The sequence below is a fragment of the Aphanothece sacrum FPU1 genome (assembly GCF_003864295.1).
Taxonomy (GTDB): Bacteria; Cyanobacteriota; Cyanobacteriia; order Cyanobacteriales; family Microcystaceae; genus Aphanothece_B; species Aphanothece_B sacrum.
The window spans coordinates 1-14,299 of sequence record NZ_BDQK01000016.1 but is presented as its reverse complement, the minus strand read 5'-3'; the positions used below and the strand labels follow the sequence as shown (position 1 = coordinate 14,299).

General features: G+C 37.0%; 17 protein-coding genes. 11 read left to right on the top strand and 6 right to left on the bottom strand.

Annotation, left to right across the window (positions count from 1 at the left end; translation table 11 throughout):
• Positions 1-161: 161 nt before the first annotated feature.
• A complete protein-coding gene (gene hemH / locus AsFPU1_RS18090) occupies positions 162-1,325 on the bottom strand; it encodes a ferrochelatase (protein WP_124977154.1) in 1,164 nt (387 codons plus the stop codon).
• Between the two features lie 227 nt (positions 1,326-1,552).
• Between hemH and AsFPU1_RS18085 the strand changes: the two genes are divergently transcribed.
• Positions 1,553-2,992, top strand: a complete 1,440-nt coding sequence (locus AsFPU1_RS18085; protein WP_227875729.1) for a DUF6130 family protein — start codon at positions 1,553-1,555, stop codon at positions 2,990-2,992.
• A gap of 153 nt (positions 2,993-3,145) precedes the next feature.
• Complete coding sequence (locus tag AsFPU1_RS18080; protein WP_125061161.1) at positions 3,146-3,727, top strand: hypothetical protein; 582 nt, start codon at positions 3,146-3,148, stop codon at positions 3,725-3,727.
• 114 nt (positions 3,728-3,841) lie between these two features.
• On the opposite strand, the gene AsFPU1_RS18075 is transcribed toward AsFPU1_RS18080, so the two are convergent.
• Entirely contained in the window at positions 3,842-4,246 is a 405-nt protein-coding gene (locus tag AsFPU1_RS18075) for a zf-TFIIB domain-containing protein (protein WP_124977130.1), read from the bottom strand.
• Positions 4,247-4,782: 536 nt separating this feature from the next.
• On the opposite strand from AsFPU1_RS18075, the gene coaE reads away from it, so the two are divergent.
• Positions 4,783-5,394: a dephospho-CoA kinase gene (gene coaE / locus AsFPU1_RS18070; protein WP_501162114.1), complete on the top strand. Its 612-nt coding sequence runs from the start codon at positions 4,783-4,785 to the stop codon at positions 5,392-5,394.
• Positions 5,395-5,439: 45 nt separating this feature from the next.
• Here the strand turns inward: coaE and AsFPU1_RS18065 are convergent, their stop codons facing one another.
• A complete protein-coding gene (locus AsFPU1_RS18065) occupies positions 5,440-6,732 on the bottom strand; it encodes a Glu/Leu/Phe/Val family dehydrogenase (protein WP_124977134.1) in 1,293 nt (430 codons plus the stop codon).
• Positions 6,733-7,104: 372 nt separating this feature from the next.
• Between AsFPU1_RS18065 and AsFPU1_RS18060 the strand changes: the two genes are divergently transcribed.
• The 4 genes from AsFPU1_RS18060 to AsFPU1_RS18045 all read left to right on the top strand — a co-directional run bounded on the left by AsFPU1_RS18060 (position 7,105) and on the right by AsFPU1_RS18045 (position 9,389).
• The gene (locus AsFPU1_RS18060) at positions 7,105-7,581 is read left to right on the top strand and encodes a CRR6 family NdhI maturation factor (RefSeq protein WP_124977136.1); all 477 of its coding nucleotides are present in this window, start codon (positions 7,105-7,107) and stop codon (positions 7,579-7,581) included.
• 66 nt (positions 7,582-7,647) lie between these two features.
• Positions 7,648-7,941: a nucleotidyltransferase family protein gene (locus AsFPU1_RS18055; RefSeq protein ID WP_124977138.1), complete on the top strand. Its 294-nt coding sequence runs from the start codon at positions 7,648-7,650 to the stop codon at positions 7,939-7,941.
• On the top strand, positions 7,938-8,162 hold the full coding sequence (locus AsFPU1_RS18050) for a HepT-like ribonuclease domain-containing protein (protein WP_124977140.1): 225 nt from the start codon (positions 7,938-7,940) through the stop codon (positions 8,160-8,162). Before AsFPU1_RS18055 ends, AsFPU1_RS18050 begins: the two co-directional genes overlap by 4 nt.
• An 81-nt stretch (positions 8,163-8,243) precedes the next feature.
• Positions 8,244-9,389: an IS4 family transposase gene (locus AsFPU1_RS18045; RefSeq protein ID WP_124969650.1), complete on the top strand. Its 1,146-nt coding sequence runs from the start codon at positions 8,244-8,246 to the stop codon at positions 9,387-9,389.
• A 55-nt stretch (positions 9,390-9,444) separates the two neighbouring features.
• Here the strand turns inward: AsFPU1_RS18045 and AsFPU1_RS18040 are convergent, their stop codons facing one another.
• The 3 genes from AsFPU1_RS18040 to AsFPU1_RS18035 form a co-directional block, all read right to left on the bottom strand.
• A complete protein-coding gene (locus AsFPU1_RS18040; protein ID WP_124977142.1) occupies positions 9,445-9,792 on the bottom strand; it encodes a hypothetical protein in 348 nt (115 codons plus the stop codon).
• Positions 9,793-9,887: 95 nt separating this feature from the next.
• A complete protein-coding gene (locus tag AsFPU1_RS23350) occupies positions 9,888-10,013 on the bottom strand; it encodes a hypothetical protein (RefSeq protein ID WP_265415796.1) in 126 nt (41 codons plus the stop codon).
• Between the two features lie 286 nt (positions 10,014-10,299).
• Positions 10,300-10,587, bottom strand: a complete 288-nt coding sequence (locus tag AsFPU1_RS18035; RefSeq protein WP_124977145.1) for a helix-turn-helix domain-containing protein — start codon at positions 10,585-10,587, stop codon at positions 10,300-10,302.
• A gap of 352 nt (positions 10,588-10,939) precedes the next feature.
• On the opposite strand from AsFPU1_RS18035, the gene AsFPU1_RS18030 reads away from it, so the two are divergent.
• The 4 genes from AsFPU1_RS18030 (at position 10,940) to AsFPU1_RS18015 (ending at position 14,111) form a co-directional block, all read left to right on the top strand.
• Positions 10,940-11,767, top strand: a complete 828-nt coding sequence (locus AsFPU1_RS18030) for a hypothetical protein (protein ID WP_124977147.1) — start codon at positions 10,940-10,942, stop codon at positions 11,765-11,767.
• 3 nt (positions 11,768-11,770) lie between these two features.
• A complete protein-coding gene (locus AsFPU1_RS18025) occupies positions 11,771-12,367 on the top strand; it encodes a hypothetical protein (protein WP_124977148.1) in 597 nt (198 codons plus the stop codon).
• Positions 12,368-12,463: 96 nt separating this feature from the next.
• A complete protein-coding gene (locus AsFPU1_RS22765; protein ID WP_124974450.1) occupies positions 12,464-12,691 on the top strand; it encodes a hypothetical protein in 228 nt (75 codons plus the stop codon).
• Between the two features lie 394 nt (positions 12,692-13,085).
• Positions 13,086-14,111 carry an IS110 family transposase gene (locus tag AsFPU1_RS18015; RefSeq protein WP_125061160.1) on the top strand — a complete coding sequence of 342 codons (1,026 nt, stop codon included), beginning with the start codon at positions 13,086-13,088 and terminating at the stop codon, positions 14,109-14,111.
• Positions 14,112-14,299 lie beyond the last annotated feature (188 nt).

The following is a 14,299-nucleotide window of genomic DNA, read 5'->3' as shown; positions in this document are numbered from 1 at the left end:
GTTTTCCTGTCCGCGCCGTAATCCACCTTCCGAGATTTTGTAACATAGCATACAGTTTACCCTTTGAAATAATAGATTTTTATCACAGAATTAGCTGATTTGTCTTTAGCATTTTCTGTTAATTTTCTATTATTTCTTAACCTTAATTTAACAAGAATAAATTACAGTAACCCCACAAAATGTAAGGGGCCATGTCCAGTAATTAACTCAATTAAAAGTCCGATAAAACCAAGCATAGCGAGTCTTCCATTCCAGACTTCAGCCGCAGTTGTCATACCCCAGGCCCAACGTTCTTGAGGATACATTTTCATGTTCTTTTTGGGATGGGTTACAGAATCAAAAGTAATAGGAGGTTGTTCTAGGGAATTAATTACTAATTGAGCCAAAGAATCAATAAAAATCGGGTGAGTATTCAAAGCTGGAACCCTTTGAAAATTGTGAATTCCTGCTTCTTCTGCCACTTCTCGATATTCAATATCAATTTCCTGTAAGGTTTCGATATGTTCCGAGACAAAACTAATAGGAACCACCAGTAAATCATTAACTCCTTCTTCACCTAATTCGTGAAGTGCTTCTTCGGTATAAGGTTTCAACCATTCTACTGGCCCGACACGACTTTGATAAGCCAAAGTATGAGGATTAGGACGGTTGAGAGTTTGCATAATTAAACTCGTACAACTTTCAATTTCCGCCTGATAAGGATCTCCAGCTTCATCGACATAACTTTGGGGGACACCGTGCGCGCTAAAGAAGAGATGAACTTGGTCAGGATGTTCAAATTTTTCTAATTCTTGAACAATTAAATCACTCATGGCTGCTAAATAACCAGGATCATCGTACCAAGAGGGAATTAAAGTATACTCAATTTGTCGCAAAGACGGATCAGCTTGCCACATTTCCTCAATCACGCGGAAACTAGAGCCACTAGTACTGATAGAAAATTGAGGATATAGGGGCAAAATAACGAGTTTTTCCACTCTTTCCCGTTTAATTCTGGCTATAGCTTCTTCTGTAAAGGGATGCCAATAACGCATTCCAATATATATATGAGCAGCTTGGCCAATATCTGACAACCGTTGTTCTAAGGCTTCCCCTTGTGCTTGAGTAATTTTCAGTAAAGGAGAGCCACCCCCAATTTGACGGTAGTTTTCCTGAGATTTACTGGATCTTAAGCTAGAAATCAGCCAAGCTAAAGGCTTTTGTAACCAAGGAAAAGGCAAGCGGATGATTTCTGGGTCAGAAAACAGGTTAAAGAGAAAAGGGCGAACGTCTTCTAACTGTTCTGGCCCCCCTAAATTTAGTAATAAGATCCCAACGCGACCCATAATTTTAATAGTATCGTTAACATTATTAGAGTTCTTTACTAAGTTTAACAATATATGGGTTCGCTGATTGAATCAAAAGCCGTTCCTTTTAGGGATACCCTAAGCTTGTGGAAATGACAGGGTTTTAAACCCAAATTTCTGATAAACCAAGGGATAACCCCCTAGGGTTTATTATGGAACTAAGGAACAAAAAAAAGAATCAGCAAAGCAATTAAGGAGATAAGCCTGTGTTTCGGTTTAAATTGCGATCGCAACCTATTCAATCCCTATGGCTATGTGGCTTGCTATTTTTCCTCAGTTGGGGGTTAATTAGTTGTAGCGACCGCTTACAAGCATCGGAACCCTTAAGCGAACCTATACCCCAAGTGGTGATCACAGGGAAACTAGCTGAAGTTACACCACCACCTGTCATTCAAGAACTGCGTCAAGTCTTAGAACAATATTCGCCTCAAGTAAGTATTGTCAGTCCTAAAACCGATCAAATGTTTGAGGAAACTACTATCTCTGTCAAGCTACAAGTCAGAGATTTACCTCTATTTAATAATGCTGAGTTTCAAATGGGGCCTCATATTCATCTAATTGTAGATAATGAACCCTATCAAGCCGTTTACAACGTAGATAAACCGATTATTTTAGAAAATTTAACGCCTGGAACCCATACCATTCGCGTATTTGCTTCTCGCCCTTGGCATGAAAGCTTTAAAAATGAAGGAGCCTATGCTCAAAGTACTTTTCATATTTTAACGAAAACAGGAGAAAATGCCCCTAATCCTTCCCTTCCTCTCTTAACTTACAGTCGTCCCAAAAGGGATTATGGGGCCCAACCAATTATGTTAGATTTTTATTTAACCAATGCCCCGCTTCATGTAGTCGCTAGAGATAATAATGAGGATGAGATTGTAGACTGGCGCATTCGAGTCACAGTTAATGGGGAAAGCTTTTTATTAGATACTTGGCAACCTATCTATCTGACTGGGTTTGAGGAAGGGAAAAACTGGGTACAGTTAGAATTTATAGATGAAAAAGGAAATTTAGTTGATAACGCCTTTAATAATACGGTTCGACTAATTACCTATACTCCTAATGGTCAGGATACTCTATCAAAAATGGTTCGAGGAGAACTCTCGGCCCAAGCTGTCCGTTCTATTGTTGATCCTAATTACATCGCTACACCTATCTCTCCTACCCCTGAACTGTCCCCCGTTGAAGAAACCGCAACAGAACCTGAAGAACCTATAACAGAAGACAGTTTAACTGAAATAGAACCGAGTGAACCTGTTACAGAAGAAATTGTCCCAGAAGGAAGTTTAACTCAAGAACCCGAAACTCAACCAGAAGAACCTGTCAAGGTTACTGAACAACCGCCCGTTTCAGAAGAACCCCTCACCCAAGAACAACAAGCAGATGAGGTTAAACCCGAAGTCATTCCGATTTCGTCTACAGTTGAAAAGGAAACTCCACTCCCAGAAAAGTCTACAGTGCTGGACTCCTCGGTGGTGAACTCCACTGAGATTATCCAACCAACCCTAGAAAATCCACCTTCTCAGCCATCTTCGATACCACAGAAAAATCAAGGGCTTGAGAAATTAAAGGATTCTTTTAAGCAAATTAATGTTACTCAGATTACTCAGTATTGGGACAATTTGAAAAATAAATTCTTTCCGTAAACTAAGTAACTTTTCGTAAAAATACCATAAGTTTTTTCTCTTTTGAAACTTTATAAATTTATTTTTAAATTTTGTGGCATAACCGTGGGAACTAAACTATGCTTATAAGTGTCAAAGGATAATTTACCCAAAAAAAGATGGAGTGAGGTTATCGTGTTAAATGCAAAGTCTACTCTACTCGCCGGTCTAGCTATAACCCTTTCTTGGTCAGCGATCGCTGTGACTCCTGCTCAAGCAGAACCCGCGCAAAATGAAGTGTTAATTAGCCAATTACGTGGCCACAAATTAGAAGATCCCATTGAGGTCTATCGGGACGAGTGGTTAAAATTCAAATTTGAAGATTTCGCCATTGGTCGTATTCGTGGTGTCACCGGAGATGTGGCTCAAATTCAAATCATCTCTCCTTCTTCTGTCAGAGTTGGCGATCGTGATGTTACCGTTGTTTCAACCTCAATGCCTACCTTCTGGCCTAATCTCAAACCCGGTGATGATGCCATCATGAGAGTTGTTGATGGTAAATGGGTTATTGTTAGCGATAAAAGAGCCGATCTTAAGGCATACCAGGCTTTTGCTATGCCGGTATGGGTATCTCGTCTAGATCTCAAAGAAGTTGCTTTAATTGAACGGACAGCCATTAATTGGAGTCGTCCTGATGTTACTATTCCTCCTTTACCACCTAATACAGCAGTTCTAGAACCCGCTCCTGCTCCTGAACCTGTACCTGGTCTGTGGTAGATTAGTAGATTCAGAAAGTTAGAGAATTCGGTGACAAGAGCAAGATTTGATTAACTGAATAAAGGGCGATGCTAACTAAGTATAGGTTTTAAGCATCGCCCTTGTTTTTTTGGGCTAAGATCGGTTTTTTTTGAAGCTAAAGGCTTGTTTTGCTTGCGTAAAAAACCCTTTTGGCAAAAAATTTGATTTGAATTTTTTGAATTCTCCTGCATCAAACCAAATACCTTGACATTGGGAACAAATTTCATACCAGATGGGATATTGATCAAGATCGAGCATTTTGAGCATGGTAACTTGACAACGGGGACAAAAGATGGGTTTAGTTAAAGGATCACTGAGACTTTTTTCGTTAAGATCTCCCTTATCAATACTTTCTGATCCTTGACAATTTTTCAGTTCTTCTGCTTCTAAGGAATCAAACCAAATTCCTAAACAATCATCACACCGATCAATTTCAATGTTTTGATATATAATTGCCTTGAGTGTTCCCTTGCATTTGGGACAGGCTAACGGATTCATGTTCCTTTATGATTAATATTTGCTATTACAAATCTAATCTTAATCTATTTTTTTATCTCAGGTAAAGACGGTGCATAAATAGTTAATAGTTAATAGTTAATAGTTTAGAATTTTTGTATAAAATCGCACTATCAAACATCATCATAACCCGTAGGTTGGGTTAAACGAAGTGCAACCTAACACACAACGTCGGTTCTCTCAGGATCATGGGGTACAATGTTTATTAAGTACCGCGCGCAAAATTAATTGCACAGTCAAGGCGCGGGTTTTGATATAGTCGTAATGCTTGAGTAACAAAGGTTGTAGGGGCGGGTTTATCTAGTTTTTTTGTGAAAATCATTGATTTATGTAAAAAACCCGCCCCTACAAATTTTGGGTAATTAATTTTGTGTACCTACTTATGTTACAAAATCTCAATAGAAAAGTTCGTAGTGATGGCTTTAGCCATTATTATACAAAGCTTTTAAGCCCTAAAGAGAACCTACTATAAACGTTCGTTTATATGCTAGTTTTATTAAACTAATTGGATAAATAATGTGAGGCGTATTATTGGTTTAACGGGTGGAATTGCTACAGGTAAGACAACCGTATCTCGTTATTTGGGGGATACTTATCATCTGCCAATTTTTGATGCTGATATTTACGCTAGAGAAGCGGTTAATCGGAATTCTCCTATTTTAACTGCAATTTTTAATCGTTATGGTTCATCCGTTATCTTGGGAGAAGGTGAGTTAAATCGTCAAGCTTTAGGGGACATTATTTTTAATGATTCTCAAGAAAAATTATGGCTAGAATCTCAAATTCATCCCTATGTTAGACATCAGTTTGAAGAAGCTATTCAGGAATCAGAATCATCTACTATTATTCTAGTTATTCCTTTGCTTTTTGAGTCTAATCTGACTCATTTAGTCACAGAAATTTGGGTGGTATCTTGTCCTTATGATCAACAAATTAAACGGTTAATGACGCGCAATAATTTAACGGAAGAACAGGCTATCATTCGTATCAATAGTCAATTACCATTGAGCCAAAAAATTGCGGCTGCTGATGTGGTTTTAGAGAATGATTCAACCTTAGATACATTATATCAACAAATTGATCAAAGCTTAATTAATGATAACATTAAAAGCCTGCGAAGGCAGGCTTAGTTTTTATAGCCTCAGTCTAAAGACTGAAGGAATCTAAAGCTATATTTAATGAGTAACCCCATTAATATAATAATCCCTGGTTCCTTTTGCATCTAAAGCTTCACTTAAACGGTTTAAAGCATGAATATAAGCCCCCGTTCGCATAGATACCCCGTATTCTTGACTAATAGACCAAACTTTTTGCGCTTCAGTCACCATTTTTTCTTTCATTCTTTCATGAACTTCTGTTCGTGTCCAATACAAACCACTGCGGTTTTGTACCCACTCAAAATAACTGACTGTTACCCCTCCTGCATTGACTAAAATATCAGGGAAAATATAAATGCCTTTTTGATCTAAAATGTCATCAGCCGCCGAAGTAATTGGCCCATTAGCTACTTCAAAGATATATTTTGCTTTGATATTATGGGCATTATTTTCAGTGATTTGGTTTTCTAACGCGGCCGGAATTAAAACATCTACATCTAGGGCTAATAATTCGTCATTACTAATACTTTGATGTTCCCCAATATTACAGACAGTATCCTCACAGTAAATTGCCGCAATATCTCGGTGTTGTTTTTTATAGCCACGAATACTCAAAATATCGAGTCCTTTTTCCGCATAAATTCCTCCTTTGGAGTCACTTACTGCTACTACTTTATAGCCTGCTTTTGCTAATAATTCGGCAACAACGGCCCCCGCTTTTCCAAATCCTTGTACGGCAATAGTTGTATTTTCTGTAATTCGTTCAAATTTAGGCAAAATAGCCTGTATTACATAAAAAGCTCCCGTTCCTGTGGCGGTATCTCGTCCCTGACTTCCCCCCATAGTTTTGGGTTTTCCTGTCACTACACCTGGGGTAATTTTGCGTTGGATAATGCTATATTGATCCATCATCCACCCCATAATCATGTCATTTGTATAAACATCCGGGGCTAAAATATCAATATCAGGGCCAATAAAATCTGCGATCGCTTCAATATATCCCCGACTTAATCGTTCTAATTCTTGTTTGGATAATTCTTTAGGATTTAGGGTAATCCCTCCTTTTGCACCCCCAAAAGGTAGGTTTAATAAGGCACATTTAAAGGTCATCCAAAAGGCTAAAGATTGCACCTCATCCATCGTCACATTAGGATGATATCGTACACCTCCTTTACCTGGCCCCCTCGTATCATCATACCGTACCCGATATCCTTGAAAAATGCGTAAAGAACCATCATCCATCCGCACTGGAATTGACACACTTAAACTGGTTTTAGGATGTTTTAATCGTTGACTGGCATCGTCAGAAATTGAGACATATTTTAAAGCTTTTTCTAGTCGTTTACTTGCATCGTCTAATAATTTTTCCATGGTATTTTTATTCCTTTTGATAATCCTTTTTTGCTCATTGAAGGTGATAGTAATCTAGGTCTGCTGTTGTTATTTCTTGGTAAAATGACTGAGGTTAATTTTAAAAGATCCTCAGAATTTAAAGACAAAAAGCCCCCTTTATGATATAATGCTAAAAAGCCTTTATTCTGCGAAATTAAGTTAACACAATTCCTAGTGGCTCTTTTGCCTATCAACACTATTTTAATTCATTAAAGTGGACATTTCCTAACCCATTTTTAGTATTTACTTATCTTAACTTATCCTTGGAGATCAGCATTATATGTGTTATAATAGCGGCTAAATTAACTATAATTCATAATTCATAATTCATAATTCATAATTCATAATTCCATGTCTCAGACGATCGCCATTCAACTTGATCACCTCACTCGCTTAGATCTCTCCCCTGTTAAAACGGTAGTTGATCCTCTGCTGCAACAAGGGGCGATCGCCTCTCAAGAACAAACCCTCACCTTTGAGATTCATTATCCTCGTGATCCGTCCGATCCCAGGGAACTCTCAGAAATTTCCGAGGTTCGTTTATGGTTTGTGCGTCTAGATGCACTTTATCCCTGGATACCCTTTATTTTAGACGCAAAGAGGGGAGAATTAGCCCGTTATACTGCTATGTTAGTTCCCCATCAATTTAGTCGCACAGAAGGTATTCAATATAACCCAGAAGCGTTAGAAATCTTTGTCATGCACAAATTATTTATTCTTTCTGAGTGGTTAAAACAGCAAAAAATTCCTGCTCAATTTCGTCTAAAATCAATGGCCCAATTATTTGGTTATGATATTGATGATAGTTTTTTTGAGCTTATTAAATAAGTTAATATCCTATATCGATTTTTTCAACAATGGATAATTGATAATTCCCTTTACAGAGTAAATATCATGAAAAACTTAGAAGAAATTCAAGAAATTTTAAATCGAGTAAAATCTTTTGTAAAAGAAAAGTATCAGGTTAGTGAATTAGGTATTTTTGGCGATTATGTAAAAGGAGAAGTTAAAGAAGATAGTCAAATTAATATCCTGATAGATTATACAGAACCACCAAGTTTACTAGATTTAGTAGATATGGAATACTATTTAAGTGATTTACTGAAAGTAAAAACAGACGTTATCAGTAAAAATGGCTTAAAAGGGAAAAGGAAAGAAAGAATTCTATCCGAGGTCATTTATGTATGACACAAAGAGATTTTACCGATTTCTTACAAGACATAATAGAAGCAATTTATCAACTAGAAAAAATTACTAAGAATATAAGCTTTGAAGAATTTTTAGCTAGGGTAGAAATCTTCCTATCAGTTGTAAAATTAATTGAGATTATCGGAGAAGCAGTTAAAAATATTCCTGATGGAGTCAGAGTTAAGTACCCTGAGATCTGGCGTGGGGACATGAAACCCTGAAAGCCTTACCAGATGACGAAAAGAGCAAAACATGGTAAAAAGAAAATGTTCTTTTTTTAGCGATCGCCGTCTAAACCCAAAATGTTACCAGAAATTTATAACAACCATTTAACAAAGTATCTGAAAAAATCGGAATATTTAATACTGTTAATCATGATAGAATTAGTGCAAGTATATAGGAAAATTAGGTTTTATGAGTTAGCTAGTTATTTTCCCAGTCCCATTTTATTTGAAAGTAAGAGAAAAAAGTTAAAACGGTTTTTCGAGATTCCTTGTTTGACAATTGAAGGAGTATGGATACCTATCATAAAACAGTGGTTAAAGCAATCATTTAGTACAGGAGATGTCTTACATATTGCCATAGATAGAACCCAATGGGGGTTGATTAATATTTTGATGGTAAGTCTGGTAATTGATAATAGAGGAATTCCCTTATATTTTGAGTTGCTAGATCACATCGGTAATAGTAACTTTGACACACAGAAAAGTATATTAGCCCGAATATTACTCTTTCTAAAAGAATATAAAATAGTTGTCTTAGGGGATAGAGAATTCTGCTCAGTTGAACTAGCAAAATGGTTACATGGACAAAAAAGAGTTTATTATGCACTCAGATTGAAGAAAAGCAACTATATTGAAGTAGAAAAGGAAATGTGGACGCGACTAAAAGATTTAGGATTATCTTCAGGAATGTCTTTATTTTATCAAGGAGTTAAAGTTACGAAAACAAAAGGATTTATAGGCAGTAATATAGTGGCGAAATGGAAAAAGAAGTATAGAGGAATAGAGACAAAAGAAGCTTGGTTTATTATCACAAATTTAACCAGTATTGATGAGACGATTGACGCTTATAAAAAGAGATTTTGTATTGAGGAAATGTTTCGGGATTTTAAGAAAGGTGGTTATGATTTAGAAAGAACGAAATTAACAGGACATCGCCTTACTTCCTTAATTATATTGATTACTCTAGCTTATTCAATGGCAACATTTTCTGGAAAAATTATTAAAGAGAAAGGATTGGCAAAATATGTGGGGAGAGTCAGAAAAAACAAGAAAATGCGACGGAGACACAGTAACTTTTATATCGGTCTTCATGGAAAAGATTGGGTTGACTCTTGTGATTTATTTACCGTTGAAGCCCAGGCATTAATGCAATTAAGCCCCGAAAAACGCGCCTATTATCGACGAGGACGACGGGCTATATCCCTGATTAAGTCTAGCTTATAGATTTTTATGTCCCCACGCCAGCTGACAATTTAAGCATTCGTAATGTTTAATCATTTTAAAATCCCTCTATGGTATCGTTTTCTTTTTCGATTTCTTCTCTAGTTTCTTGTTCTTTAATTAAATCTAAAATTTGTCTAGCGATAGAAATTCTTTCTTTATGGGTTAAACCGTAACATTGTAAACTCCAAAGATAAAACATTATTTGATTGTCAATGTCTCCATAAAAGCAGTGTGACATATTGTTTGCTATAGCTGATTTGGCAATAATTCGTACTTCTTTGTGGGTTAGAACTTTATGCCCATAACATAAGTCATCGTCTTCAAAAACATTATTATAAGCAATCGTCTCAATCAAACTACGAAAGCCTTTTTTTAGGCTATATCCATCCTTTTCTATGAGCATTTAATTAACTCCCTCTTGATTAATGTGTGTAGATTGTTCCCTAACCCGACTAGACGGGTTAGGTTATTTGGTACGTGGGCGATCGCGGTTTTAGATCAAGCTTGGGGGAAAGAAGGGCGCGATCGCGCACCAAACCCCGACCATTCCCCATAGGGCCAATGCTCCATTTTTCGACTGGTTGCAAATTTTTCGGTCGGGTCGGTAATGGCGGTGATGGTCATTTATGATGGCTTTGAAAAGGCGAAAAATTCTTCTATATAGATAGAAATTGTTTGACGCTCTATTCAACTGGGATTTTTCTGGGTTTGGCATAAAGCTCTAAGGGGGCGGTGATGGATCGAAGCGGATTGATGCCAATTGGCACAAAAAAATATAGTCATTAATTTTCTGCCAATTGGCACTGTTAATTAGTTTCTAAAAACTCCTTACCTTTTCAGGACAAATGTTTTTAGGGAACAAATCCGCGATCGCGATCGCTTAAAACAATTTAGGGAACACATGGAACAGTTAACACTTACTAGCGGTTAATTCGTTTGATGGTTGTGAATTGGAATCATCTGGGATGCCTACGGTATCAAGTCCGAAATCATTGGCCAGTGTTTTAAGACTAATCTTGAATACTTTAGCCAGTAACACCACTTTTTCAAAGTTTGGGATAGTCCCTTTTAGTTCCCAATCTGCAACAGTCCGCCAGTGACAATTTAATAACTGAGCTAATTCTTGCTGAGAATAGCCCATCGCTTCACGATAAGCTTTCACTTTTAAGTTAGGTTCTTTGTTGATTTGTTCTTTCATTGTAGACAGTAGACTGTCAACAGTCAACAGTTGACAGGAAGGCCGGTAAACAGTAGACTGTTAACAAGAGACAACACAAACCCCTTCCCTTAAGGACTCCTGGCAAGGTTAAGTCATAGTTAGGGAACAGGTTATAGTCTAGTGTTGTAACGAATTGCTAATTAATTGGGAGGTGTTTAATTAAAAATTAGGCTATTGAGTGACACAAGCAAACTTTTTACCATTACAGTTTCCTATTGTCTTTAAGTCTAAGGGGAATTATTAATAGGCTTGAATTTCCCCTTATTTCTTCCCTCAAATTGTTCCCTAATTAGGGATTGTTCCCTAACTTACTCAACTTTAGGTCTTTATTATGGACGCTAATCCTCAAACTCTCTTAAAAGGGCTTTGCTCTCGTATTTTTCACAATGGACATGAAATAAGTTGTCAGGACTTTTTGCCCCGTGTCTACATGGATCAAGAGGTTTATGAGATTTTACCCAACTACTTACAACACATTCTAAATGTCATTACGGAGCAAGTAGATAACGGTAAATGGCTAGAATTAGATGAGGCCATAGAATTATTTCATCGCTCATCCTTTTCTTGGCTATATATGGGAGCAATCGCACAAGTTGTTAAAGAGTTGAAAATTTATCAAGGTAAATTTAAGACCTTTAAAGATTTTTGTGAAAAAGCCCTAGACCGTAGCAGAAGTTATATAGAACGGCTTATTAAAGCTTCTAAAATCGTAATAGAATTAGCACAGATGGGCTTTAGTAAATTACCAGTTAATGAGGCACAAGCACGGCCATTAACTAAGTATCAGGGGGATGAATTAGCGGATAGATGGAATGAGGTTATTCACACAATACCCTCTCATTTAATCACGGCTGAAATTGTTGAGGAGAGAATGGATGAAAAGAAAGAATATGCCTATCGAAGTATTAAGATACCTAGAAAAGTATGGGACGAATTTGAAGCTAAAGTCTTAGATAAAGGAGGTAATCCAAAAAAGGAACTAGAGAAGCTTTTGGGAGAATGGGAACCCGAAGAAGAAACACAAGATGAGGAGGTATTAGAGGATGAAATAATAGAACCTGTTACGGTTGAACAGGTTAACCGATGGCTAGACGACCTTGAGAATCTCTGCGCAAGCTATGACTTGCAACAATTACAACGCTTGTACAATACGGAGTAAATTATGCCTAAAATGGGTTTTTCGGGTTACTTTACCGCTTATACTAAGCTAAAGTCAGATTTTAAACCTTTACAAAAAATTTTCCCTGATGGAATTCCCGTACTTTTCATCCAAAAAATAGAGGGTAAATCATCCGATGAGATAACCTACTTTTGGGAGATACCAGAGGAAGTATTAACCGAAGAAGAAAAAGTAAAAACTTATGAATTTTTTGCGATTTTAAATGGTTTGTCAATTGAAAAATTGACATCCACACAGCTAACAATTCCTAACACATCTTTAAGAATGGTTCTTTCTCGATCCTTAGAGAAAATTGATATCGAATTGGAATACTTTAAACAATTAGTCTTTAAACAAGCAACGCTTAACAAAGACAATTTTAAGGTCTCTTTCAATTACACTCAATTACACTTAGTTAATGTGTCTTGTTGTCTAGCAATTGCTTCAAAGGCTTTTGAAGAATATCATCTGTGTTTAATAAAAGATGCTAGTGACTCATTTACAGAATTTTTGACCGAAAATTGTGAGGAGTTAAAAACTTTCTATGAGGAGATTAAAAAGGGTACTTTAACCAAGAATTTAACGAGACATAAGGAATAATAAATCCCTCACTGAATTAATTTTGCAAGTTACAGTGAGGGATACTCAAACGTCCTTTCGTTTAATTGTTTAAACCTATTTTGATGATAACACAAAATGACTGATATTAATCTATCCATACCTCAATTTGTTCTAATTCCTTACACAGTTAAAGAGAAGGAATGCTTCACTATGATTAACACCTTTGAGATAGCAGAAGTTAACGATGATGGGGAATTTATACGACTTAAATTAAGAAATGGTTCCCCTCGCATCTTTTCTGACAAAGAACGTCAAATTGTTATTGAACAATTGATGAAGTTTCACATCAATAACAATAAGTAATTACTAACTAAGTGATTGTTACAATTTGAAACAATTCACTAGGGACAAACTTACTGATAAAGTTGAGTGCGATCGCTCTCCCATCTGATGAGACTGGTTAGCTACTAGTTGAAATGTTCCCTAACTTTTGGGGACATAATGGGAAGCTTCCAAACCTTCCCGTCTTTCTGTTTAGGACTGTTTTAGGGCTGTAGGACTGAAGCAGGCTTCGGCTTTTTAAACTTCGTCGGCTCGGACAGTTTTAACGGAATGCTCAAATCAGTTAGCTTGAGTCATGCTTAAGCTAAAACGGCTGTAACAGGGAAATAGGCTCACTTTTTGTTAGGGCTTTTGGGTGATTCATCGGCTTTTGGTTTGGGGTGTTTGGAATATTCACTATCACCTGATTAAAACTATGAGAGTCCTTGGTATGGACATTGGCAACGGAACGGCAGTCTGTTGTCTACTTGACGCGCTGCCGAGTGAACCTAGACAATTTTATATAGATCGAAGTCTTTATCATCATTTTGAGGCTAATTCCGCCGATGTTAAAGCGTTACTTGCCTTAAAACCTGACATTGCGGTTTTAGAACCAACAGGAGTTAATTACTCTAAAATATGGTCAACGGTTTTGATTGATCACGGCATTGAGGTTAGACTGATAGGACATAACGCCCTAACGACGCATCGAGATCATCTGGGTTTACCCGATAAGGAAGACGAGACAGATGCTTTTGCGTTGGCGCATTATGGGTTAAGTAACCTAGAGCGACCGAAGAAATTCTTGATCATCCGAGATAAAGTCACCCAACGAGTTAGGGAATTAAGTTTAAGACTTGAGCATCTTAATCGGGTACAAAATCCGATTATTAATCGAATGCGCCAAGATTTATCATGGCAATTCCCAGAAATTAGTAGTCAAGTAGTGGGTAGACGTGGTTATACTGTGCCTATCTTTTATCGATGGTTAGCGGGTTTAAGACCTTGGAAACGGTACGATAATCTATACTCCAAGACGATAGGGTTAGGGTTAACTGATACGGTCAGAAAGCACGCTAAACGGTTAATTGACCTTCAATCAGAAGAAATAGAAATAGAGCAAGAGTTAACCGAATTGATGCAAGATGAACGGTTTAAACCTTACTTAAAAGTGTTAATTAAGTTTGGATTTGGAAAAAGACAGCAAGCAATTTTAATTGGTCAAATTTATCCGTTTGAGAATTTCTTAGATGAAGATAACAAGCCGATTGTAGTCTTTAAACCAGCGACCAAACGCAGCAAGAATAAATACACTAAAAGGTATTTATCAAGACGTAGATTTGAGAAAATGTTAGGGGTTGCGCCTACTGAGTCATCAAGCGGCAAGAAGCAAGAAAAAAAGGTTAGGTTTGGTTCTGACTTGTGCCGTAAGACGTTGTGGCAATGGATATTACTAGAGTGAACCACAAAAGGAAGAAGAATAATGATGTCTTAAAAAAGACTTTTATGTGGATGCACGACCCGCAAAGGAAAGGAACACCATCAGGTTGTTAAGACTAAAAACAGCATCTAAAGGCGTTCGGATGCTGTTCGATCATTTAGTCTTGGAGTTATGCACTTAATGTCTTAAATAATAAACCCCTAGACTTA